Below are 22,692 nucleotides of genomic sequence, written 5' to 3' on the forward strand. Positions count from 1 at the left end.
GGGGCGGGCCTGTGGTGCTGGCCGTGAAGGCCAGCCTGTGGGGCGGCACCGCGACCGGCCGCGACTTCCCGGCCCCGAAGGAATGGCGGGCCGCCATGGACCAGGCTGGCAGGCCGCTGGAAACAGAGGCGCTGGTCGAGCGCACCTGGCGCCCCTGAGCCGCAAACCACCCACAACAACGCACTTGATGAGCCGAGCCTTGCATCTGGGGCTGCAGGTTGGAAAGTTCGGCAATTCTTTCCCGCAAGTTCACCATATCCTGAGTGAACTTGGTAGTCGGTTGATCAAGCAGGCACTTCGCAGATCTCCGCCGACGCCGACTGACGCACGCGGAAGATACGCACCGCCTCGGCCACCTGGTCGGCCTGGCCACTCAAGGCCGATGCCGCCACCGACAGCTGCTCCACCATCGCGGCGTTGTGGTGCGTGATGCCATCGAGCGAGGCCACGGCGCGGCTCACTTCCGTCAGCCCAACCGATTGCTCGGCGCTGGCCCGGCTGATGCTGGACACCAGATCACTCACCGCCTGCACCGAGCCCAATGTCTGCTGCATCAAATCGCCATTGGCGCGCACCCGCTCATGCCCTTGCGCGATGGTGGTGAGCGCGTTGTCCACCAGCACCTTGATCTCACCCGCTGCCTGGCGCGAGCGGTTGGCCAGGGCCCGCACCTCGGCCGCCACCACCGCGAAGCCCTTGCCGGCCTCACCGGCACGCGCCGCTTCCACGGAGGCATTGAGCGCCAGCAGGTTGGTCTGGAAGGCGATGCGGTTGATCACATCCACGATCTCGCCGATGCGGCCCGAGGCCTGCGCGATCACGTCCATCTGCGCCACGATCTCCTGCACCGACTGCTGGCTGCGCTGCGCCATCTCGTGCGTGTGCTCGGCCCGGCCTGCGGCCTGGCGTGCGGCATCGGCGCTGGTGCGCACATTGCCCGTGATCTGCTCCAGCGTGGTGGCCGTTTCTTGCAGGTTGCTGGCCTGCGAATCGGTGCGGGCCGACAGCTCATGGTTGCCCTGCGCGATGTCGCGCGAGGCCGAATGGATGCCCGCGATCTCGCGGCGCACATCGCCCACGATGGCCTGCAGATTGACGTTGAGCTGCACCATGGCCCGATCCAGCTGCCCCAGCTCGTCGTGGCGGACTCGTTCGCCGGTCAGCGACAGATCGCCGGCCGCCATGCGGTACGCCTGCGCGATCAGGCCCCTGATCGGCTTGACCAGGCCATGCTGCCAGCGCCAGGCCTGCCAGCTGCCCAAGGCCATCGCCGCGCCCAGCAGGCCCAGGCCCTGCGCCGGCTGCAGCCCCGCGGCCCACCATGCGATCACGGCCATGCACAGGGGCGTGGCCAATGCGCCCAGCCATACCCGTCGGCTCAGCGAGGGGCGCAAAAGCTTCTGCAAGCTGCCACGCAGCCCACGGCGCCACAGATGGCCTTCACGCAGGTGCAGAGCCAAGGCGCCTTCGCGCGCTTCTTCCTGCATGCGCTGGTACAGCGCCGTGGCCGCCTCGACCTGGGCCCGGCTGGGCTTGGTGCGAACAGAGAGGTAGCCCACCACCTGTCCGGCTTCGAGCACGGGCGTGACATTGGCCTGCACCCAGTAGTGGTCGCCATCCTTGCGGCGGTTCTTCACCACGGCCGACCAGGGGCGTCCCGACTGCACCGTGGCCCACAGGTCACGGAAGGCTTCGGCAGGCATGTCCGGGTGCCGGATCAGGTTGTGCGGCTGGCCGATCAGTTCGTTCTTCAGATAGCCGCTGACACGCACGAAGGCCGGGTTGCAATACATGATCCGCCCCTTGAGGTCGGTGGCGGAGACCAGCGGCTCGCCATCAGGCAGGGCGAACTCGCGTTGGGTGATGGGCAGGTTCTTTCTCATCGTGCGTCGGTACTTCACACAAGGGTGCCGTCGCGCTGTTGTCACCAGCGTTTCAGCCACACCGCGATGAAAGGAAAAGGCCTCACGTGGAGGCCTTGGTCAGTTACCTGACTATACGCACCATGGGGGTGCCTCATCGCGTGAATAATCCCGTCATGAGCGCCAGTTGTGCCGTTTTGATTCACGTCAAATGACATGCACGGTGCATGGACTGCCGCATCATCCATCTTCGTGATCACAAGCTCCGCATTTTCAGACAGCACGCTGGACGACACCAGCGCGCCGACACGCGCCGCATCGTCCGGGCACCTGCTGGGCCTTTTGGTGCTGGGCAACCTGCTGCTGCTCTCGCTGTTCATCGGCCTGTCGGTGCTGTCGCTGCAATGGAGTCTGCAGAGCCAGCTGGCCCGCACGGACGTGGCCACCACCAACCTGGCGCGCGCACTGCAGCAAAGCATCGGCGCCACCATCGACAAGCTGGACCTGACCTTGCGCCTGGCCGGCCAGGCCTATGAAGACAGCCTGCGCCAAGGCCAGACCCAGCCGCAGCAGGTGGACCGGTTGCTGGCCAAGCACCAGCAGCAACTGGTCGAGGGCGAAGGTTTGCGCATCACCAATGCACAAGGCCTGGTACGACACGGCGCCGGCCTGCCCCAGAACAGGCCCGTGAACGTGGCCGACCGGCCCTACTTCATCCAGGCCCGCAACGCGGCACCAGGCCAGCTCATCGTGTCGGAGCCCTTGCAGTCGCGCATCAGCGGCCGCTGGGTGATCGCCCTGGCCAGGCGCGTGAACCACCCGGACGGCAGCTTCGCCGGCGTCATCTACACGGCCCTGTCATCGCAGCACTTCGAACAGCTCTTCGCCGAGGTGGACATCGGCGCCCAGGGCGCTGTGAGCCTGCGCACCGCCAGCATGCGGCTGATCGCACGGCGCACGCCCCAGGGCAACAACACCAGCGCCATCGGCAGCGCCAAGGTGTCCGAAGCCCTGCGCCAGGCCCTGTCCAAGGCCCCGCAAGGCGGCAACTACACCGCCCCCACCACGCTGGACAGCATCGAGCGCATCAACCACTACGAACGCGTCGGCCGCTACCCGCTGTACGTGGTGGTGGGCCTGGACACGGGCGAGCAACTGGCCTCATGGCGGCTTCAGCGCATGCACCTGACCGCCTACCTGCTGATCGTGGCCCTGGCCATGCTGGGCGGCTCGGCCCTGCTCTACCGCAGCTGGCGCCGCGACCTGCAAAGCCAGCAGGCCATCGTGCAGGCGGGCAAGCGCAGCCAGGCCCTGCTGCGCACTTCCAGCGATGGCGTGCACGTGATCGATGCCCGGGGCAAGATCGTCGAGGTGAGCGACAGCTTCGGTGCCATGCTGGGTGCCACGCGCGCTGAACTGCTAGGCACCTACCTGGGCCAGTGGGATGCGGGCCTGTCCAGCAAGGACCTGGCCGCCCTGTACACCCCCATCGTGCCCAATCGCCGCAGCAAGTTCAGCAGCGTGCACCGCCGCACCGATGGCAGCCTGATGGAGGTAGAGGTCAGCGCCGTGGGCGTGATGCTCGATGGCGAGCCGCTGCTGTTCTGCGCCTCACGCGACGTGACGGACCGCAAGGCCGCCGCGCGCGAACACGCCGCACGCTTGGTGGCCGAGCAACGCGCGCGGGCCTTGAGCGAGCGGGTGTCCGAACGCGAGGAGTTCGTGCGCATCCTGGCCCATGAGGTGCGCCAGCCCTTGAACAACGCCTCGGCGGCCCTGCAGGGCGCCCGTGCGGCCCTCTCCGAAGACAGCAGCGCTCACGCCGGCGTTTCAGGGCACACTGATTCCACCGATGCCGCGACGGCTGTGCGCCGTGCGCAATCGGTGATCGGCCAGATCGTGGCCTCGCTGAACAACACCCTGGCCGCCACGGCCCTGCTGGCCAGCCCCGACCGCATCGAGTGCCACGACGCCGATGTCGACACCCTGATCGAGCTTAGCCTGGGCGATCTGGACCCACAGGCCCGCCACCGCGTGCGCATCGAGCGGCAAAGCGCCACACGCACCGCCTCGATGGACATCAGCCTGATGCGCCTGGCCCTGCGCAACCTGCTGGGCAACGCCCTGGTCTATGCGCCGCTCGATACCGACGTGGAACTGCGCATCAGCGACAGCGACGATCCCTTGGCGCTGGTGATCGAGGTGATCGACAACGGCCCCGGCATCCCGCCCGCCCTGCGCCCTAACCTGTTCGAACGCGGCACGCGCGGCGACAGCGGCCTGCCCGGCCACGGGCTGGGACTGTTCATCGTGCAGCGCGTGATGGCCCTGCACGGCGGGCTGGTAGACCTGCGCCCCAACACGCCGCAAGGCTCCATCTTCAGGCTCTGGCTGCCGCAGGACGCCTGATAGGCGGAGCATCCTGCAGCGCACGCAAGCCTCTCAGCCCTCGACCAGTGGCCCCTTGAACACGTAGCCCACGCGCGACAGCGACTGCAGCGGCACGACGCAATCGGTCGCACGCTCGATGCGCCGGCGCAGGCGGTAGATGGTGGCACTCAAGGCGTTGTCAGGCTCTTCCGTGACCGGGCGGCCCAACTGCTGGCACAGCAGCTCGCGGGTGACGGACTGCCCCTGTGCGGTCACGAAGCAGGCCATCACGGCCATGTCCAGGTCGCTCATGTCGATGCGCACGCCATCGGGCGCCACCAACTGGGCGGCGCGGCGGTCCAGCACCCAGGCCGCAGGCCGGCCACGGGTGGCCACCACGCGGCGGTGCACGGCGCGGATCGCCACCGTCACCTGCTCGAAACTGACGGGCTTGGCCAGGTACATGTCGGCGCCGGCGTCCACCACCGAGGCGAACACATCCGGCGAGACACGCCCCGACACCACCAGCACGCCCACCTGCGTGCGCTTGCGCAGCACGCGGATCAGCTCCAGCCCGTCGATGCCAGGCAGCATCAGATCGACCAGGTAGAAGGCATGTCGGAACGGCTCATGGTCGGCCAGCAGCTCGGCGCTGTCGGCATAACGGTGCACCTGCACTCCGGCAGAGATCAGGTGCTGGGCCAGGAACTCGCTGTATTCCGGGTCGTCATCGACCAGGGCCACGGAGTCCGGCAGGGAAATGGCATCAAAAGACATCGGCAAAAGAGCGGCCAGCGCGTGACATGCGCACGGCCTGTTACAGCAATCCACATTGTGAACCGCACAGCGTCACCCATCACGCGGAATTGATCACGTCCAGCACGGATTTTTGCACTTTAGGGTTGTGTTGCAAGCGCTCACAAATGACTAAAGTGAGCGCCACCCAAACCGAAAACCCGGCAAGCAACGACCTGTGTGTACGCCGACGCCTGGCCGTTCCATCCTTGTTCGCCCGCACAAGAAAGCTGAAGGTGCTCCCCATGAGCTTCCGTTCCCTCCGTGTTCGCACCAAGCTGCTGGGCGGCTTCGGCGCCTTGGCGCTACTGGTTCTGGTGGTTTCGGCCCTGTCGCTGCACTCGTTGTCGCGCAGCCACAATGACTTCGCCAACTACGTCGAACAGACCAGCGCCCGCGTGACCCTGGCCAACCAGGTGCGCGCCGCAGCCAATGCCCGTGCGGTCGGAGCACGCAACCTGGTGCTCATCAAGGATGCGCAGGAGCGCCAGAAAGAACATGGCGTCGTGGTGCAAGCCCATGAGCAGGTGCAGGAGCGCCTCAAGGAACTGGGTGACATGATCACCAAGACCCAGGACGTCCAGGACGGCGAACGCGCCCAGTACCAGGAGCTGGCACGCATCGAATCCAAGTACGGCCCCGTGGCCCTGAACATCGTGGACCTGGCAATGCACGACCGCCACGAAGAGGCCATCACCAAGATGAACGCCGATTGCCGCCCCTTGCTGGCTGCGCTCATCAAGGCCACCAATGACTACATCGGCCTGACCACACGCCAGGCCAAGGAAGACGAAGCCGCCGCGCAGACCGACTACGAGGCCGACCGTGCCCTGCTGATCACCCTGAGCATCCTGGCCATTGCCGCCGCCTGCGGGCTGGCCTTGCTGATCACGCGCGGACTGACCCGCGCCCTGGGCGCCGAGCCTGCCGAGTTGGGCGCTGCCGCCCAGCGTGTGGCCGAGGGCGACCTGAGCCCCATCGCCGGGGCCCACACAGCCCCCCGCCGCAGCGTGATGGCCTCGCTGGGCCACATGCAGGGCAGCCTGTCCGGCCTGGTCACCCAGGTACGCCATGCCTCCGACAGCATCGCCCATGGCTCGGCCCAGATCTCGCATGGCAGCATGAACCTGTCGCAGCGCACCGAAGAGCAGGCCTCCAACCTGCAGGAAACGGCAGCATCCATGGAGCAGCTCAACACCACCGTGCAGCACAACGCCGAGACGGCGCGCCAGGCCAGCATGTTGTCCGACGAAGCCAGCCGAGCAGCCACCAACGGCGGTGTCGTGATGACCCAGGTCGTCGACACCATGCAGAACATCAGCGCCAGCTCGCGCAAGATCGGCGACATCATCGGCGTGATCGATGGCATCGCCTTCCAGACCAACATCCTGGCGCTGAACGCCGCCGTGGAAGCGGCGCGCGCCGGTGAACAGGGCCGCGGCTTCGCGGTCGTGGCCGGCGAAGTGCGCTCGCTGGCGCAGCGCAGCGCCGAAGCCGCCAAGGAAATCCGCACCCTGATCGCCGACAGCGTGACCCAGGTCGATGCCGGCGCCCAACTCGTCAACCAGGCGGGCAGCGCGATGGACGACATCGTGGGCCAGGTCAAGCGCGTGGCCGACCTGATCGGCGAGATCAGCAGCGCTTCGAGCGAGCAGACCTCTGGCATCGGTCAGGTGAACCTGGCCGTGGCCCAACTCGACCAGATGACGCAGCAGAACGCATCGCTGGTGGAAGAAAGCGCCACGGCCGCCGACGGCCTGCACCAGCAGGCTTCGCAACTGACCGAGGCCGTGAGCGTATTCAAGCTGGCCAGTGACGGACACGGACAGGCCAGCGCACTGCAAGTGGCGTCATCCCGACCCGCTGCTCCACGCACTCGAGGCCATGCAGCCCTGATGAACCCCGCAGGCAAGCTCAATCCGCAGCTGTCGTCGTCCTGACTGAGTTCGAGGCGCCCGGCGCTGCCTCGAACACAAGGCAAGGGCCAAGGGGCGAAGGCCCCAATGAAAAAGCCACCCATAACGGGTGGCTTTTTGAAGTCCAAGCCATTTGAACGTTTGCACATTCGCACAGCTTGAAGAAATGTTGGTGGGCCCTGAGTGACTCGAACACTCGACCAACGGATTAAGAGTCCGCTGCTCTACCAACTGAGCTAAGAGCCCTTCAATGCTTGAAGCAATGTTTTTTAAGCACCGCTTTTGCAAGCGACTCACAGTGATTTGGTTATCTCTGCGAAGCCTCAGATTATAGACAACTTTGCAAGTGTTTGGCAAGCGCTGTTGTTGTCATCCAAGAAATTCTGGTGGGTCGTGCGTGACTCGAACACGCGACCAACGGATTAAAAGTCCGCTGCTCTACCGACTGAGCTAACGACCCCCGGAAAAGCCCAAGAGTATAGCCTGTTTCAGGGCTTCCTCGCCATCAATCTGTTCACCATCTCCGAAGCCGCCACCATCCCGAAGGTTGCGGTCACCGTGACGGTGGAGCCGAATCCGTGGCAATTGAGACTGCCATCGCTGGGTGCATCGCGAGACACGCCCTGCTCCGCCGCGCCAGCCACATCACCCACTTCGCAGACGGCATCCTGCGGCAGGCGCACCGCCTCGCGTGAGAACACACAGGTCAAGCCCATCGCGCCCTTGCGCGTGCCGCCATGGCGTTGGCGCAAGCGCTGGCGCAGGCTGGCCAGCAGCGGGTCGTGCGTCACCTCGGCCAGATCGGCCACTTCGAGCAACTGCGGTGACACCTTGCCGCCGGCCGCGCCCACGCTCACCACGGGCACGCCCTGCGCACGGCCCCAGGCCGCCACGGCCGCCTTGGCCCGCACCTGGTCGCAGCAATCGATCACGCCGTCGAGCGGTTGTGCGCCCAGCAGGGCTTGGGCGTTCTCTTCATCCACGAACTCTTCGATGGCATGCACCACGCAGCCCGGATGGATCAGCGCGATGCGCTCTTTCAGCGCCAGCACCTTGGCCTGGCCCAGCGTGGGCTCCAGCGCATGCACCTGGCGGTTGATGTTGGACTCGGCCACGTGGTCCAGGTCGATCAGGGTGATCTCGGCCACGCCGCTGCGCGCCAGGGCCTCGGCCGTCCAGGAGCCGACCCCGCCCACGCCCACCACGGCGATGCGCGCGGCACGCACGCGTGCATAGCCCACCGGCCCGTACAGGCGGCGCAGGCCACCGAAACGGCGCTCCAGATCGGCTTCATCGGAGGTCGGGATCATGTTGTGCTCGTCAAAAGAAAATGGCGACAGGCGCTTGCGCACCCGCCGCCACATGGGCCTCGATGTCCGTTGCGGCCGGCTCAGCCCTTGGGCTTGGCCGATGCACTGGCCAGACGCTCGCGCGCGACCAGGGCCGCCTCGGAATCCGGGTAGTTCTTGATCAGATCATCCAGGGCCTTGCGCGCCGACTTCGTTTCCTTCAGTTCGGTATGGCAATTGGCGATGGACAACAGTGCCTCAGGCGCACGTGCGTGCTGGGGCGCTGCCGACAGCAGCGAGCGGAACACAGTGATGGACTGCTTGTAGTCGCGCTGGCCGTAATAGGCATTGCCCAGCCAGTACAAGGCAGATTCCTTGTAGCCGGTCGACGGGTAGCGCTTGAGGAAGGTGTTGAGCGCCGCCAAGCCGCCAGCAAAGTCAGCCTGACGCAGCTGCGCCAGGGCTTCTTCGAACTGACGCTTTTCCTCCGGGTCGGCCTGGAAGGTCTTGCCGTCGAGCGACACACTCTGCGGTTCGAGCTTGCTGACACGGTCGTCGATGCCCTGCTGCAAATCCTTCTGGCGGCGCTGCACCTCGGACACATCGCGCGAGAGCACCTCGTTCTGGCCCCGTTGCGAGGCCATCTCGCCGCGCAACTGCTCCAGCTGGGCGTTCATCTCGAGCAGGCTGCGGCGCAGCTGGTCGATCTGTCCGCTCAACGTGGTGAGCTTGGCATTGAGCACATCCTGGTCCTGCGTGCGTTGCTGACGCATGTCCAGGATGGCCTTGCGGGCCTCATCGTCACCGAACAGGGCGGCCTGCGCACCCACGGTAGCCCCCAGCGCGGCCAGGGCCACGACCACGGGCCGCAGCACTTTCAGGCCAGACAACTCACGCAGTGCTCTCACGGCAACACCCTTTTCAGCTAACGAGGATCAACGGCCCTTGAACTCGGCGCGGCGGTTCTTGGCCCAGACTTCTTCGCCAGTGCCTTCAACCGCCGGGCGCTCCTTGCCGAAGCTCACGGCTTCGAGCTGGTTGGCCGACACGCCCAGCAGGCCCAGGGCCTTGACTGTGGCTTCAGCGCGCTTTTGGCCCAGGGCCAGGTTGTACTCGCTGCCGCCGCGTGCATCGGTGTGGCCTTCCACGGTGATGTGCTTGGACTTGTTGGCGTTGAGGTACTTCGAGTAGCCCTCGACGGTGCCGCGGGCGTCTTCACGCACCACGAAGCTGTCGAAGTCGAAGTAGATCACGCGGGCCAGGTCGGCCGGCAGTGCGGTCGGGTCGATCGGAGCGGCTTCCACCGGGGCCACGGTCGATGCCGCGGGCGTGGTGGTCGTGGGGGCCTGCGAGCTGGTAGTGATCGGCGCGGGCTTGTCGTTGAGCTTGACGTTGGATCCGCAGCCAGCCAGCCACAGGGCCGAGCAGGCCAGGGCCACGCCAGTGGCGCGGCGCGCCAGGGTCATCAGGGAAGCGTCGATGCGTTGTGCATTCATCTTCAGGCTCCAGGAGGTCGAGTTGTTGATGTGAAAGAAAAGGAATCGGAGTTTATTTCTGGAACGGGCCCCACACGGGCTGGCGCACATCGGATTGCGACGTGGACAGCGTCGCCTTGATACGGCCATCAAGCGAGGTGGTCACCAGCACGTCACGGCCTTGCTGGCGCGTGGCGTAGATGATCAGCTTGCCGTTGGGCGCGAAGCTGGGGCGTTCGTCATCACGGGTATCGGTCAGGGGGCGGGTCTCGCCGGAGGACAAATCCATCAGGTGCACGCGGAAAGCGCCGCTGACTTGGCCGATGTACGTCAGCCATTTTCCATCAGGACTGACGTTGGGGCTGATGTTATACCCGCCATTGAAGGTGACGCGCTGCACCGAGCCGCCGCCTGCAGGCACCTTGTAGATCTGAGGTCCGCCCCCGCGGTCGCTTACGAAGTAGACAAAGCTGCCATCGGGCGAGAACGCGGCCTCGGTGTCGATGGACGAACTGGAGGTGAGCCTGCGCGGCGCGCCTTCGCCATCGGCGCTGATCAGGTAGAGCTGCGAGACGCCATCGCGGCTGAGCGTGACGACCAACTGGTTGCCGTTGGGCGACCATGCCGGCGCGCTGTTCGAGCCCTTGAAGCTGGCCAGCAGGCGGCGCTTGCCGGTGGCGATTTCCTGCGAGATGACCTCGGCCTTGCCGTTCTGGAAGCTGACATAGGCCAGGCGCTTGCCATCGGGCGCCCAGGCGGGCGAGATGATGGGCTGCTGGCTGGTCAGGGCCGATTGGGCGTTCTCGCCATCGGCATCGGCCACCAGCAAGGTGTAGCGGCGGCCGGCCTTGCTGACGTAGGCGATGCGCGTGGCGAACACGCCCTTGTCGCCGGTGAGCTTCTCGTAGATGTCGTCGGCGATGCGGTGAGCCGCCAAGCGCAGGTCGGCGGCGGGCACGACCAGGCTCTGGCCGCTCAGGTCGCGCACCTTGAGCACGTCCCACAGGCGGTAGCGCACGTCGAAACGGCCATCGGCCAGCGGGCTCACGGAGCCGGCCAGCAGCGCATCGGCGCCCTTGGTCTTCCAGTCGGCCAGCGGCGGGCGCGAGACCTCGTCGAGCCGGTCGGCCGAGGCGTCGAGCGAGCGGAACAGGCCGCTGCGCTCCAGGTCGGCACGCACGATGGCGGAAATGGGCTGCGGGCCCCGTTGCTCATCGCGGAAGGTGCCGATGGCGATCGGGATCTGCGTGGCCCCCACACCGCTGATCTGGACCCGGAACTGGGCCCAGGCGGGGGCGCCCAGGCCCAACGCGCCGGCCAGGCCCAGGGCGGCTACCGCACGCCGGCGGGAGCAGGTGAAAGGAGTGACAAACGGATACGTACGTTCTTGCATGCGCGCTCAACAGCAGGGGTTCATGAACCTCGACCCTCCAGGTCTGGACATGGAATGCTAAACGAGGAAAAAGTTCAGCGTCGCGCAGGCCGAACTCAATTCCCCACGGAGGCGCTGCTCAAACAGCCATCACAGCGCCATCACAGCGCCTGCAGTTCCTTGTTGAGCTGGCGTGGCGACGAGGCCGGCGCGGGGGCCGGCACAGGCGCGGACGCGGAGGCCTGGGGCGCGGCAGCAGCCTTGGCGGCCACCAGGTCGGCGGGCACGTCCAGGTAAGGCAGGTGCAGGGCCGTGCTGGTCAGGCGGCGGATCTGGTTGGTCAGGGCCGGGTCTTCGTTGAGCTTGCGGCCGTACGAGGGCACGATCTGCTTGAGGCGCGGCTTCCAGCCATCGTCCGTCATCTGCTGCGGGAAGGCCTTGGCCATCAGGTTGAGCATGATGTGCGGCGCGGTGGAGGCACCGGGCGATGCGCCCATCAGCGCGGCGATGGTGCCGTCCTTGTCGGTCACGATCTCTGTGCCGAACTGCAGCACGGCGCCTTCCTTCGGGTCACGCTTGATGACCTGCACGCGCTGGCCGGCGGTGATCAGCTTCCAGTCCTCGCGCTTGGCGTTGGGAAAGTAATCCTGCAGGGCGCGCTGGCGGTCTTCGTCGCTCAGTTCGGCCTGCTGCAGCAGGTACTTGACCAGGTCCAGGTTGTGGATGCCCACGCGCAGCATGCCCATCACGTTGTCTTTGTTGACGGACGAGAACAGGTCGAACCACGAGCCTTCCTTGAGGAACTTGCTGGTGGCCAGCGCGAAGGGCCCGAACAGCACGACAGGCTTGCCGTCGAGGTTGCGGGCGTCCAGGTGGGGCACCGACATCGGGGGCGAACCAGTGGCGGCCTTGCCATAGGCCTTGACGTCGTGGCGCTGCGTGAGCGCGGGGTTCTCGATGGCCAGGAACTGGCCGCCCACGGGGAAGCCGGCGTAATCCTTGGCCTCGGGGATGCCGGAGGCCTGCAGCAGCTTGAGCGCCGCGCCACCCGCCCCCACGAACACGAAGCGGGCCTTGACAGTGCGCTCCTTGCCGCCATCAGCCAGGTCGGCCACGGTCACGTTCCAGGTCTTGTCATCGTTCTGGCGCAGGGCACGCACTTCATGCTTAAGCTTGAGCGCGAAGTTGGGGCTCTTTTGCAGGCCCTTCATCAGCTGGTTGGTCACCGCGCCGAAGTTCACGTCGGTGCCCAGGGGCATGTAGGTGGCGGCCACCTTCTGGGCCGGGTCACGCCCCTCGATCATCAAGGGGGCCCACTTGCGGATCTGCTCCTGGTCCTGCGAGAACTGCATGCCGTAGAACAGCGGCTCGCGGATCAGGGCCTGGTGGCGCTTGCGCAAGTACTCGATGTTCTCGTCACCCCACACGAAGCTCATGTGCGGCGTGGCGTTCACGAAGGTCTCAGGGGCCTGCATGTGGCCCCGGCCGATCTGGTGCGTCCAGAACTGGCGCGACACCTCGAACTGCTCGGCGATGCCCACGGCGCGCTTGGTCTCGATCGAGCCATCGGGCAGCTCCGGGGTGTAGTTCAACTCGGCAAAGCCGGAGTGGCCGGTGCCGGCGTTGTTCCAGCCGTTGGAGCTTTCCAGGGCCACGCCATCGAGGCGCTCGAAGACCTGGATCTTCCACTCGGGCTGCAGCTCCTGCAGGTAGGTGGCCAGGGTGGTGCTCATCACGCCCCCCCCGACCATCACGACATCGATGGGCTGCTCGTTCTCGGCCGCCGGCACGGAGCGGGGAAAGAGCGGCCAGGTCAGGAACAGGGCTGCGGCCACGAGCAGCAGCACGAAGGCGCTCAGCAACGCCTTGATGGTTTTTTTCATGGGATGCCTCTTGGGCTTCTTTGGCTGGGGCTAAAAAAAGAAAGCCTGCGAGGGTGACTGCAGGCTTCTCGCGCCGGACGTGGCGCCAGGCAAGGAAGGGTTTTCCTTAACCTAAGGATTATCCAGGATTCCATTCTTCTGTGCAGCACGCGCGGAAAAGCAGACATCCCCAAGGGCCTTGTGCCTTGCATCACCGCCTGCCCTACAGCAGCACGATGTCGTACTGCTCGGGCGACATCGATGGCTCCGTCTGCAGTGAAATCGGCTTCTTGATGAAATCGGACAGGCCGGCCAGATGCTGGTTTTCCTCGTCCAGCAGCATTTCGACCACGGCGGCGCTGGCCACCACGCGGAACTCCCGCGGGTTGAACTGGCGCGCCTCTCGCAGGATCTCGCGCAGGATGTTGTAGCAGACGGTGCGCGCCGTCTTGACCTGCCCCCTGCCCTCACAGGTGGGGCATGGCTGGCACAGCATGTGGGCCAGCGACTCACGGGTGCGCTTGCGCGTCATCTCGACCAGGCCCAGCGGCGAGAAGCCATTGAGCGTGACCTTGGTGCGGTCGCGCCCCAGTTGCTTGCGCAGTTCGGCCAGCACGCTGTCGCGGTGCTCCTCGCGCATCATGTCGATGAAGTCGATGATGATGATGCCGCCCAGGTTGCGCAGGCGCAGTTGCCGCGCGATGCCCTGCGCGGCCTCCAGGTTGGTCTTGAAGATGGTGTCGTCGAAGTTGCGCGCGCCCACATAGCCGCCGGTGTTGACGTCGATGGTGGTCAGGGCTTCGGTCTGGTCGATGATCAGGTAGCCGCCGGATTTGAGGTCCACCCGGCGCGCCAAGGCGCGCTCGATCTCCGTGTCGATGTTGTAGAGATCGAAGATGGGGCGCTCGCCCCGGTAAAGGCTCAGGCGGCCCACGGCCGAGGGCGTGAACTCCTGCCCGAAGGCCTGCAGGGCCTCGAACTGCACCTGCGAATCGATGCGGATGGTCTGCGTCTGCTCGTTGACCAGATCGCGCAACACGCGCTGGGCCAGGTTCAGCTCCTGGTAGAGCAGCGAGCCGGGCGCGGCCTTGAAGCTCTGCTCGCGGATGGTGTTCCAGGTCTTGCGCAGGTAGGCGATGTCGGAGGCGAGTTCGTCGTCGGTCGCGTCTTCGGCATTGGTGCGCAGGATGTAGCCTCCGCTGCGCTTGGCATCGCCCACCGGCTGGGTGAGCTGCATCATGCGCTCACGCAATTGCTCGCGCTGCTCGGGCGAACCGATCTTCTGCGAGATGCCGATGTGCTCGTCCTGCGGCAAGAACACCAGCAGGCGCCCTGCCACGCTGATCTGCGTGGACAGGCGCGCGCCCTTGGTGCCGATCGGGTCCTTGATCACCTGCACCATCAGGGTCTGGCCCTCGTGCAGGCGCTTCTCGATGGGCAGCGGGGTGTCGGGCGAGCGACCGCCGCGGCTGCCGTGGTCCTCACGGTGCAGATCGGCCACGTGCAGGAAGGCGGCGCGCTCCAGGCCGATGTCGATGAAGGCCGACTGCATGCCAGGCAGCACGCGGGCCACCTTGCCCGCGTAGACATTGCCGACCAGGCCGCGCTCGAGCGTGCGCTCGACGTGCAACTCCTGCACGGCGCCGCCTTCGACGATGGCGACGCGGGTTTCCTGCGGGGTCCAGTTGACGAGGATGTCTTGGATCATGCTGTGGTGGGAGAGGAAGCCAGTGAAGGCGCCTGCGGCATGCGCCGCAGGGCCTGGTTGTCCAGGATGCGCACGCCCGGCTGGGCCTCGTGCGCGGCCGCCAGCAGGCCGGCTGCCACCTGGGCCGCGTGCACGGGCTTGGCCCGCGCGGGCATCAGCCAACCGAAGTGCGAGGCCAGCGACTCGCCCAGGCGCTGCTTGGGGCGATCCCCCAGCAGCAAGGAGGGGCGCGCCAGCGTGAGCGATTCGAACTGCAGGGCACGCAAGGCGTCTTCCACCTCGCCCTTGACGCGGTTGTAAAACAGGTTGGAATCGGCGCTGGCCCCCACGGCGCTGACCAGCAGGAACTGGTGCGCGCGCAGCACCTTGGCGCGGCGGGCCAGCTGCAGGGGGTAGTGGTGATCGACCCGACGGAAGGCCTCTTGCGAGCCGGCCTGGGCGATGGTGGTGCCCAGGGTACAGAACACCCAGTCGGCCTGCAGCAGGTCGGTGTGCTTGTCCAGGTGCTCGTAATCCAGCTCGGCGATGCGCAGCCGGCCTTCAGGCAGGGCCGCGGCCCGCTCGGCGCCCAGGAGGCTGGCGGGCTGCAGGGGCCGGCGTGTCAGCACGGTGATGAGCCCGATGCCGGGGTCATCCACCAGGGCGCGCAGCAGGTATCCCCCGACGAGGCCGGTGGCACCGGCCAGCAGCACGCGTGGCAGCGTGCCGGGCGGCATGGCGGGCAAAGGTGGGAGGATGGTGTCCATCTGTCACAACATCGGTCAGAAGTGAAAACCCAGCGGCTTGAGCAGCTCGGCTGTGTCGAACAGGGGCAGCCCCATGATGCCACTGTAGCTGCCTTCGATGCGAGAAGTCCAAGCCCCCGCGCGACTCTGGATGGCGTAGGCCCCGGCCTTGCCCATGGGCTCGCCGCTGTCGGCGTAGCGCTGGATCTCGGCATCGGAAAGCGAACGCCAGTGCACGCCCGAGATGGACAGGCGCGCCTGCCCGTCGACCACGACGGCGGTGAGCACGCGGTGCACCCGGCCCGACAGGCGGCGCAGCATGTGCACGGCGTCGGCGGCGTCACGGGGCTTGCCCAGGATGTCGCCATCGAGGGCCACGGTGGTGTCGGCGCACAGGATGGGCGCGATGGGCCAGGCGGCCGGGTCGGCCTGATGGCGGGCGGCCAGCCGGGCGGCAGCATCCTGCCACTTGGCCTGGGTCACGCGGCGCACGTAGTCGTCGGGAGCCTCATTGGGCCAGACCACCTCCAGCAACTCGGCGGCGTCGGTATCGTCGGGCAGCAGCAGGCGGTGGGCCACGTCGAGCTGGTCCAGCAACTGCCGGCGCCGTGGGCTCTGCGAGGCCAGGTAGATCCAGGGGGCGGTCGGGTCGGTTGGGGCGTCGGTGGCGGCAGGCATGGCGGTCACCGGCGCCGTTCAGGCCCGGTGGTAGGGGTGGTTGTTGCGCAGCGACCAGGCGCGATAGAGCTGCTCGAGCAGCAGCACGCGCGCCAGGGCATGCGGCAGGGTCATGTCGGACAGGCGGATGGCCTCGTCGGCCGTCTGCTTGAGCTGCGGGTCGATACCGTCGGCGCCGCCGATGATCAGGGCCACGTCGCGGCCATCGTGCAGCCAGGCCTCGGTGCGCTCGGCCAGCTGCACGCTGGTCAAGCGGCTGCCGCGCTCATCGAGGATGACACGGCGCACGCCCCGCTCCAGCGCGGCTTCGATGCGGGCGGCTTCGGACTGCATGATGGCGACCACGGGCTTGCCCTCACGCGGCTCGGCTTTCAGGGCCTTGACCTCGACCTTCCAGTCGGGCGGGAAGCGCTTGAGGTAGTCCTCGCACGCCTCCTGGGCCCAGTCGGGCAGGCGGTGGCCGATGGTGACGACGGTCAGCTTCATGGCGCGCCCGCCCCGGCCGCCACGGAGTCAATCGGGGCGACGCTCATGCGGCAGGTGGCCGGACGCTGTCGCCGGCTCAACGGGCGCTCTTGCGGGCCGGGGCCTTCTTGGCAGCGACCTTCTTCCCGGCAACATTTTTGGCGGCAACCTTCTTGGCGGCCACGCGCTTGACCGCGGGCTTGGCTGCCGGCTTGGTGGTCGATGCCGGCGCAGCCGTCTTGCGGGCCGGCGCCTTCTTGGCGGCGACCTTGCGGGCCGGCTTGGGCGCGTTGACCACGATCTTGGTCACGGTGGCCTTCTTGGCGGCCACCTTCTTGGCCGCGGGCTTCTTCACGGCCGGGGTCTTGGCGGCGGTAGTGCGGGCCTTGGGCGCCGTGCCGGGCTTGGCGGACTTGGGCGCGGCAGCGGGCTTGCCGGCCGCCTTGGGTGCGGCCTTGGGCGCTGTCTTGGCAACAGCCTTCTTGGCGGCCACCTTGCGCGGCGGCGCTTCGGTGGCGGCCTTGCGGGCGGCCGTGGTCTTGCCGGCCGCCTTGCGCGGCTTGGCCGGTGCTTCGTCGGCCTCGTCCTCGTCGATGGGTTCGGACGCCTTGGCCAGGCCACCCGAGGCAGCCTTGCGCTTGAGCGCCACGGGCTTGTCGCCCCAGATCTCTTCGAGCTGGTAGTACTGGCGGATGGCCGGCTGCATCACGTGCACCACGGCGGCGGCGCAATCGACGATGATCCATTCGCCGTTGTCCTGCCCCTCGGTGCGCATGACCTGGAAGCCCGCGGCGCGCACGGCATCGCGCACGCTGGCGGCCAGGGCCTTGGTCTGCCGGTTAGACGTGCCCGAGGCGATCACCACGCGCTCGAACAGCGGCGAGAGGTGTTCGGTGTTGAACACCACGATGTCCTGGGCCTTGACGTCTTCGAGGCCATCGACGATGGCGTTTTGCAGTTTACGGATGTCCATTCAGCGGGGTGCGCCTGGGGCGTAGAGTTGATGGTTGGCAATATAGCGTGCCACGGCCGGCGGCACCATGGCGGGAGCCAGGGTGTCGGGCGCATCGCCCTGGGCGAGCCGGGCACGGATGTCGGTGGAAGACACAGTCATGGGCGGCATCGGCAGCTCGACCATGCGGTGCGGGGTGGCCGCCAGTTCGGCGGCGGGTGTGGGGCGTTGGTCGCCCCGGCAGGCCACGGCCAGCGTGACGCGATCGATCAATTCACGCCAGCCGTGCCAGGTGGGCAGGTTGGCGTACTGGTCCTGGCCGATGATCAGGAACCATTCGGCCGCCGGCGCGTTCTGGCCTTCGGCGTCGCGCGCCTGCAACTCGCGCACGGTGTCCAGGGTGTAGGACGGGCCTTCACGGCGGATCTCGATGTCGTCGACCCGAAAGCGCGGCTCGTCTTCGGTGGCCAGGGCCACCATGGCCAGGCGGTGCTGGGGCGCAGCCAGTTGGCGAGCCTTCTGCCAGGGCTGGCCCACGGGAACCCAGCGGATCTGGTCCAGCAGCAGGTGCGACAGGGCCGTGCGCGCCAGCGCCAGGTGCGCAGTGTGCACCGGGTCGAAGCTGCCGCCCATCAGCCCGATGCGGCGGATGTCCGCGCCCGTGCCGGCGGTGTTGATGGTTGTGGGAGCGGCTCCCAACTCAGACCCAGTCCCGTGGCGGGAGGAAATCGGTGTACAGCCGTGCCTCCGGTGTGCCAGGCTCAGGCTGCCAGTCGTAGCGCCAGGTGACCACCGGTGGCATCGACATCAGGATGCTCTCGGTGCGGCCACCGGATTGCAGGCCGAACAGCGTGCCCCGGTCCCAGACCAGGTTGAACTCGACGTAGCGGCCGCGGCGGTAGGACTGAAACTCACGCTCGCGCTCGCCGTAGGGCGTGTCACGGCGGCGCTGCAGGATGGGCAGGTAGGCTTTGGTGAACGCATCGCCCACCGAACGGATCAAGGCAAAGCCGCCTTCGAAGCCCAGCTCGGAGACGTCGTCGAAGAAGATGCCGCCCACGCCGCGCGCTTCGTTGCGGTGCTTGAGGAAGAAGTAGTCGTCGCACCACTGCTTGTAGCGGGGGTGCTTGTCATCGCCGAAGGGGGCGAGCGCATCGCGGCAGGTCTGGTGGAAGTGGCGGGCGTCGTCTTCCACGCCGTAGCAGGGCGTGAGGTCCATGCCACCACCGAACCAGGCCACCACCTCGCCATCAGGCTTGTGGGCGGCCAGCATGCGCACGTTCATGTGCACCGTGGGCGCGTGCGGGTTGCGCGGGTGGAACACCAGCGACACGCCCATGGCTTCAAAAGGGCAGCCGGCCAGCTCGGGGCGGTGCTGCGTGGCCGAGGGCGGCAACTGCGGCCCTTTCACGTGCGAGAAGTTGCAGCCGCCACGCTCGATCACGTGGCCGTTCTCAACCAGGCGCGAGCAGCCGTCGCCCTGCAGGCGCTCTTGCGGGCCGCGCACCCAGGCATCGCGCACGAAGGGCGTGCCGTCTTCCTGCTCGAAGGCTGAGACGATGCGGTCCTGCAGGTCCAGCAGGTAGGCGCGCACCACGGCCGGCTCCATCGACGTGGGCGTGGTGCTGACCTGGGTAGTGCTGACAGGCGTGGTGCTCATGGGCGCGTGGGCGTGGGGTCGCGAGCCTGCTCAGCGGGCCTTGATGGCGCGCCAGCCGATGTCGGTGCGGAACTGCATGCTGTCGAACTGGATGCCGTTGAGGTATTCGTAGGCGCGCTGCTGGGCCAGCTTGGCCGAGTCGCCCAGCGCCGTCACGCACAGCACACGGCCGCCGCTGGTGCGCACCACGCCATCTTGCAGGGTGGTGCCGGCGTGGAAGACCATGGCGTCGTCGGCCTCGGCGGGCAGGCCGGTGATGGCATCGCCCTTCTTGGGGTTGAGCGGGTAGCCGCCAGCGGCCACGACCACGCCCAGGGCGACGCGGCGGTCCCATTGCAGTTCGAGCTGGTCGAGCGTGGCATCCGTCGCGGCCAGGAACACGTCCACCAGATCGCTCTTGAGGCGCATCATGATGGGCTGGGTTTCAGGGTCGCCCATGCGGCAATTGAACTCCAGCGTCTTGGGATTGCCCTGCGCGTCGATCATCAGGCCGGCGTACAGGAAGCCCGTGAAGGGGATGCCGTCCTTGGCCATGCCCGCCAACGTGGGCTGGATGATCTCGTGCATGGTCTTGGCATACACGTTGGGCGTGACCACGGGCGCAGGCGAGTAGGCCCCCATGCCACCGGTGTTGGGGCCGGCGTCATTGTCCTGCAGGCGCTTGTGGTCCTGGCTGGTGGCCAGCACGGCCACGTTCTTGCCATCGGCCAGCACGATGAAGCTGGCTTCCTCGCCCTGCAGGAACTCTTCGATCACCACGCGGGCCACGCCATCGTTGTGCTGCACGCCGAGCTTGTTGTCGCCGCCATCCAGGGGCAGCATCCAATCCACGGCTTCATGGGCTTCGGCCAAGTCCATGGCCACGACCACGCCCTTGCCCGCGGCCAGGCCGTCGGCCTTGATCACGATGGGCGCGCCGATCTGGTCCACATAGGCGTGGGCGGCGACGTTGTCGGTGAAGGTGTCGTAGGCGGCCGTCGGGATGTTGTGCCGCTTCATGAAGGCCTTGGCGAAGGCCTTGGAGCTTTCCAGCTGCGCGGCCTTCTGCGTGGGGCCGAAGATGCGCAGGCCGCGCGCGCGGAACTCGTCCACCACGCCGGCAGCCAGGGGCGCCTCGGGGCCGACCACGGTCAGCGCGATCTTGCGCTCCTGGGCGAAATCGGCCAGGGCCTTCACATCGGTGATGTCGACGTTTTCCAGGCGCGGGTCACGCGCCGTGCCGCCGTTGCCCGGCGCCACGAAGACCTTCTGGGCCTTGGGGGACTGGGCCAGCTTCCAGGCCAGGGCGTGCTCGCGGCCGCCCGAGCCGATGACAAGGATGTTCATATCAGCAATCGAAAGATCAGTTCAGTTCGGCGTTGTGGAAGACGTCCTGGACATCGTCCAGATCTTCCAGCACGTCCAGCAATTTCTGCATGCGGGCGGCGTCGTCGCCGGCCAGCTCGATGGGGGTGTCGGCGCGCATGGTGACTTCGGCCACCTCGGGCTTGAGGCCAGCGGCTTCGAGCGCCTTCTGCACGGCTTCGAATTCGGTGGGGTTGCTCAGCACCTCGATGGACTGGTCATCGTGCGTGACCACGTCGTCCGCACCGGCCTCCAGGGCCACTTCCATGACCTTGTCCTCGCTCACGCCGGGCGCGAACAGGAACTGGCCCACGTGCTTGAACTGGAAGGCCACCGAACCTTCGGTGCCCAAGTTGCCGCCGTGCTTGCTGAAGGCGTGGCGCACTTCGGCCACGGTGCGCACACGGTTGTCTGTCATGCAGTCGACGATGACGGCTGCGCCGCCGATGCCGTAGCCCTCGTAGCGGATTTCCTCGTACGTGACACCGTCGAGGTTGCCCGTGGCCTTGTCGACGTTGCGCTTGATGTTGTCCGCGGGCATGTTGGCGCCCTTGGCTTTCTCGATGGCCAGGCGCAGACGCGGGTTCATGGCGATGTCGCCGCCACCCTGGCGCGCTGCCACGATGATTTCACGGGTCAGACGGGTCCAGATCTTGCCGCGCTTTTCGTCTTGGCGACCCTTGCGGTGCTGGATGTTGGCCCATTTGGAGTGACCGGCCATGGTGTGAGGCTCCGGATAGTTATATCTGTCGGCGTTGAACGACACATGGCGCGCCGGTGCCGAACATGGGGGCGACACGGGTGCGCAGGGGTATTGGCACGGCTCTGGCTGAGCCATACTGTGATTTCGTGATTTTACCCGCCCCCGGAGTGCTCCTCATGGCAGACCCCATCCTCGTCGCGCGTCAAGGCGACATCGAGTGCCACCTGCTGCCCGCCCTGGCCAACCGCCACGGCCTGATCACCGGGGCCACCGGCACCGGCAAGACCATCACGCTGCAGACCCTGGCCGAGAGCTTCTCGCGCATCGGCGTGCCGGTGTTCATGGCCGACGTCAAGGGCGATCTGACCGGCATCTCGCAGGCTGGCAGCATCAGCCCCAAGCTGGCCAAGGTACTTGAAGAGCGCGGCATCGCCACGCCCGAATCCCTGGCCTGTCCCACCACGCTGTGGGATGTGTTCGGCGCCCAGGGCCACCCGGTGCGCGCCACGGTGTCGGACATGGGCCCCCTGCTGCTGGGCCGCATGCTCAACCTGAACGACACGCAGGAAGGCGTGCTGCAGCTGGTCTTCAAAATCGCTGACGACAACGGCCTGCTGCTGCTGGATCTGAAGGACCTGCGCGCCATGCTGCAGCATGTGGGTGACAACGCCAGCCAGTTCACCACCGAGTACGGCAACATCAGCCCCGCCAGCGTGGGCGCCATCCAGCGCGGCCTGCTGCAGATCGATGAGCAAGGCGGCGACAAGTTCTTCGGCGAGCCGATGCTCAACATCGCCGATTTCATGCAGACAAGCGATGGAAAGGGTGTCATCAACATCCTCGCCGCCGACAAGCTGATGAACTCGCCGCGCCTGTACGCCACCTTCCTGCTGTGGATGCTGTCCGAGCTGTTCGAGACGCTGCCCGAGGTGGGCGACCTGGACAAGCCCAAGCTGGTGTTCTTCTTCGACGAGGCCCACCTGCTGTTCAAGGATGCGCCGGCCGCGCTGGTCGAGCGCATCGAGCTTGTGGTGCGCCTGGTGCGCTCCAAGGGCGTGGGCGTGTACTTCGTCACCCAGAACCCGCTGGACGTGCCCGACACCGTGCTGGGCCAACTGGGCAACCGCGTACAGCACGCGCTGCGCGCCTTCACCCCGCGGGATCAGAAGGCCGTCAAATCGGCCGCCGACACCATGCGCGCCAAGCCGGGCCTGGACATCGCCACGGCCATCACCGAGCTGGCCGTGGGCGAGGCGCTGATCAGCCTGCTCGACGAGAAGGGCCGCCCCGGCATCACCGAGCGCGTGTTCGTGCTGCCCCCGGGCAGCCAGATCGGCCCCATCGACGCGGCACAACGCCAGGCACTGATCAAGGGCTCGCTGGTGGCCGGCGTGTACGACACCGCCGTGGACCGCGAATCAGCCTACGAGAAGATCAAGGGCCGCGCGGCCGCCACGCCCAACGCCCCCACGCCGTCGGCCACGGCCGAACCGCGCGGCAAGGGCGGCGTCGGCCC

Annotated in this window: 19 protein-coding genes and 2 tRNA genes; 3 read left to right on the forward strand and 18 right to left on the reverse strand. The window is 66.9% G+C overall.

From position 1 onward, the window contains the following. Positions 1–284: 284 nt before the first annotated feature. Positions 285–1,883 carry a methyl-accepting chemotaxis protein gene (locus WAQ08_RS11835; RefSeq protein ID WP_422191781.1) on the reverse strand — a complete coding sequence of 533 codons (1,599 nt, stop codon included), beginning with the start codon at positions 1,881–1,883 and terminating at the stop codon, positions 285–287. A gap of 231 nt (positions 1,884–2,114) precedes the next feature. Here WAQ08_RS11835 and WAQ08_RS11840 point away from each other — a divergent pair, with 231 nt between their 5' ends. Further along, positions 2,115–4,271, forward strand: a complete 2,157-nt coding sequence (locus WAQ08_RS11840) for an ATP-binding protein (protein ID WP_422191782.1) — start codon at positions 2,115–2,117, stop codon at positions 4,269–4,271. Positions 4,272–4,304: 33 nt separating this feature from the next. Here the strand turns inward: WAQ08_RS11840 and WAQ08_RS11845 are convergent, their stop codons facing one another. After that, on the reverse strand, positions 4,305–5,009 hold the full coding sequence (locus WAQ08_RS11845; protein WP_422191783.1) for a response regulator transcription factor: 705 nt from the start codon (positions 5,007–5,009) through the stop codon (positions 4,305–4,307). Between the two features lie 263 nt (positions 5,010–5,272). On the opposite strand from WAQ08_RS11845, the gene WAQ08_RS11850 reads away from it, so the two are divergent. Continuing rightward, a complete protein-coding gene (locus WAQ08_RS11850; protein ID WP_422191784.1) occupies positions 5,273–6,967 on the forward strand; it encodes a methyl-accepting chemotaxis protein in 1,695 nt (564 codons plus the stop codon). Positions 6,968–7,113: 146 nt separating this feature from the next. Here WAQ08_RS11850 and WAQ08_RS11855 read toward each other — a convergent pair. From WAQ08_RS11855 to WAQ08_RS11930, 16 genes are all read right to left on the reverse strand, one after another. Then, positions 7,114–7,189, reverse strand: a tRNA-Lys gene (locus WAQ08_RS11855). Positions 7,190–7,327: 138 nt separating this feature from the next. Then, positions 7,328–7,403, reverse strand: a tRNA-Lys gene (locus WAQ08_RS11860). A 28-nt stretch (positions 7,404–7,431) separates the two neighbouring features. Beyond that, on the reverse strand, positions 7,432–8,253 hold the full coding sequence (locus WAQ08_RS11865) for a tRNA threonylcarbamoyladenosine dehydratase (RefSeq protein ID WP_422191785.1): 822 nt from the start codon (positions 8,251–8,253) through the stop codon (positions 7,432–7,434). Positions 8,254–8,333: 80 nt separating this feature from the next. Continuing rightward, entirely contained in the window at positions 8,334–9,140 is an 807-nt protein-coding gene (gene ybgF / locus WAQ08_RS11870; RefSeq protein WP_422191786.1) for a tol-pal system protein YbgF, read from the reverse strand. 27 nt (positions 9,141–9,167) lie between these two features. After that, positions 9,168–9,728 (reverse strand): OmpA family protein, encoded by a 561-nt coding sequence (locus tag WAQ08_RS11875; RefSeq protein ID WP_422191787.1) that lies wholly within the window; start codon positions 9,726–9,728, stop codon positions 9,168–9,170. Between the two features lie 52 nt (positions 9,729–9,780). After that, positions 9,781–11,100, reverse strand: a complete 1,320-nt coding sequence (gene tolB, locus WAQ08_RS11880) for a Tol-Pal system beta propeller repeat protein TolB (protein WP_422191788.1) — start codon at positions 11,098–11,100, stop codon at positions 9,781–9,783. A gap of 140 nt (positions 11,101–11,240) precedes the next feature. Beyond that, on the reverse strand, positions 11,241–12,962 hold the full coding sequence (mqo, locus tag WAQ08_RS11885; protein WP_422191789.1) for a malate dehydrogenase (quinone): 1,722 nt from the start codon (positions 12,960–12,962) through the stop codon (positions 11,241–11,243). 202 nt (positions 12,963–13,164) lie between these two features. Next, on the reverse strand, positions 13,165–14,649 hold the full coding sequence (rng, locus tag WAQ08_RS11890; RefSeq protein ID WP_422191790.1) for a ribonuclease G: 1,485 nt from the start codon (positions 14,647–14,649) through the stop codon (positions 13,165–13,167). Next, positions 14,646–15,395 (reverse strand): NAD-dependent epimerase/dehydratase family protein, encoded by a 750-nt coding sequence (locus tag WAQ08_RS11895; RefSeq protein ID WP_422191791.1) that lies wholly within the window; start codon positions 15,393–15,395, stop codon positions 14,646–14,648. The genes rng and WAQ08_RS11895 overlap by 4 nt, the downstream gene beginning before the upstream one ends. A 15-nt stretch (positions 15,396–15,410) precedes the next feature. Next, a complete protein-coding gene (locus WAQ08_RS11900) occupies positions 15,411–16,052 on the reverse strand; it encodes a Maf family protein (protein WP_422191792.1) in 642 nt (213 codons plus the stop codon). Positions 16,053–16,070: 18 nt separating this feature from the next. Continuing rightward, a complete protein-coding gene (rlmH, locus tag WAQ08_RS11905; protein ID WP_422191793.1) occupies positions 16,071–16,538 on the reverse strand; it encodes a 23S rRNA (pseudouridine(1915)-N(3))-methyltransferase RlmH in 468 nt (155 codons plus the stop codon). Between the two features lie 76 nt (positions 16,539–16,614). Beyond that, the gene (rsfS, locus tag WAQ08_RS11910; RefSeq protein ID WP_422191794.1) at positions 16,615–17,490 is read right to left on the reverse strand and encodes a ribosome silencing factor; all 876 of its coding nucleotides are present in this window, start codon (positions 17,488–17,490) and stop codon (positions 16,615–16,617) included. Continuing rightward, the gene (gene nadD / locus WAQ08_RS11915; RefSeq protein ID WP_422191795.1) at positions 17,491–18,168 is read right to left on the reverse strand and encodes a nicotinate-nucleotide adenylyltransferase; all 678 of its coding nucleotides are present in this window, start codon (positions 18,166–18,168) and stop codon (positions 17,491–17,493) included. A 1-nt stretch (position 18,169) separates the two neighbouring features. Beyond that, entirely contained in the window at positions 18,170–19,078 is a 909-nt protein-coding gene (hemF, locus tag WAQ08_RS11920) for an oxygen-dependent coproporphyrinogen oxidase (RefSeq protein ID WP_422191799.1), read from the reverse strand. An 81-nt stretch (positions 19,079–19,159) separates the two neighbouring features. After that, positions 19,160–20,455, reverse strand: a complete 1,296-nt coding sequence (purD, locus tag WAQ08_RS11925) for a phosphoribosylamine--glycine ligase (RefSeq protein WP_422191796.1) — start codon at positions 20,453–20,455, stop codon at positions 19,160–19,162. Positions 20,456–20,471: 16 nt separating this feature from the next. After that, positions 20,472–21,194 carry a YebC/PmpR family DNA-binding transcriptional regulator gene (locus tag WAQ08_RS11930; protein WP_422191797.1) on the reverse strand — a complete coding sequence of 241 codons (723 nt, stop codon included), beginning with the start codon at positions 21,192–21,194 and terminating at the stop codon, positions 20,472–20,474. Positions 21,195–21,352: 158 nt separating this feature from the next. On the opposite strand from WAQ08_RS11930, the gene WAQ08_RS11935 reads away from it, so the two are divergent. Further along, positions 21,353–22,692, forward strand: a 1,340-nt coding sequence (locus WAQ08_RS11935) for a helicase HerA-like domain-containing protein (protein ID WP_422191798.1), incomplete at its 3' end; no start/stop codon positions are given.

The organism is Aquabacterium sp., from assembly GCF_049274795.1.
In the GTDB taxonomy this organism is placed as follows: Bacteria; Pseudomonadota; Gammaproteobacteria; order Burkholderiales; family Burkholderiaceae_C; genus Aquabacterium.

Excerpts from the sequence above, each read along its gene's own strand:
- WAQ08_RS11835 (WP_422191781.1), bottom strand. The coding sequence starts at position 1,883 with ATGAGAAAGAACCTGCCCATCACCCAACGCGAGTTCGCCCTGCCTGAT.
- hemF (WP_422191799.1), bottom strand. The coding sequence starts at position 19,078 with ATGGAGCCGGCCGTGGTGCGCGCCTACCTGCTGGACCTGCAGGACCGC.
- WAQ08_RS11900 (WP_422191792.1), bottom strand. The coding sequence starts at position 16,052 with ATGCCTGCCGCCACCGACGCCCCAACCGACCCGACCGCCCCCTGGATC.
- WAQ08_RS11845 (WP_422191783.1), bottom strand. The coding sequence starts at position 5,009 with ATGTCTTTTGATGCCATTTCCCTGCCGGACTCCGTGGCCCTGGTCGAT.
- WAQ08_RS11930 (WP_422191797.1), bottom strand. The coding sequence starts at position 21,194 with ATGGCCGGTCACTCCAAATGGGCCAACATCCAGCACCGCAAGGGTCGC.
- WAQ08_RS11875 (WP_422191787.1), bottom strand. The coding sequence starts at position 9,728 with ATGAATGCACAACGCATCGACGCTTCCCTGATGACCCTGGCGCGCCGC.
- rlmH (WP_422191793.1), bottom strand. The coding sequence starts at position 16,538 with ATGAAGCTGACCGTCGTCACCATCGGCCACCGCCTGCCCGACTGGGCC.
- WAQ08_RS11865 (WP_422191785.1), bottom strand. The coding sequence starts at position 8,253 with ATGATCCCGACCTCCGATGAAGCCGATCTGGAGCGCCGTTTCGGTGGC.
- tolB (WP_422191788.1), bottom strand. The coding sequence starts at position 11,100 with ATGCAAGAACGTACGTATCCGTTTGTCACTCCTTTCACCTGCTCCCGC.
- rng (WP_422191790.1), bottom strand. The coding sequence starts at position 14,649 with ATGATCCAAGACATCCTCGTCAACTGGACCCCGCAGGAAACCCGCGTC.
- WAQ08_RS11895 (WP_422191791.1), bottom strand. The coding sequence starts at position 15,395 with ATGGACACCATCCTCCCACCTTTGCCCGCCATGCCGCCCGGCACGCTG.
- purD (WP_422191796.1), bottom strand. The coding sequence starts at position 20,455 with ATGAACATCCTTGTCATCGGCTCGGGCGGCCGCGAGCACGCCCTGGCC.
- mqo (WP_422191789.1), bottom strand. The coding sequence starts at position 12,962 with ATGAAAAAAACCATCAAGGCGTTGCTGAGCGCCTTCGTGCTGCTGCTC.
- rsfS (WP_422191794.1), bottom strand. The coding sequence starts at position 17,490 with ATGGACATCCGTAAACTGCAAAACGCCATCGTCGATGGCCTCGAAGAC.
- WAQ08_RS11850 (WP_422191784.1), top strand. The coding sequence starts at position 5,273 with ATGAGCTTCCGTTCCCTCCGTGTTCGCACCAAGCTGCTGGGCGGCTTC.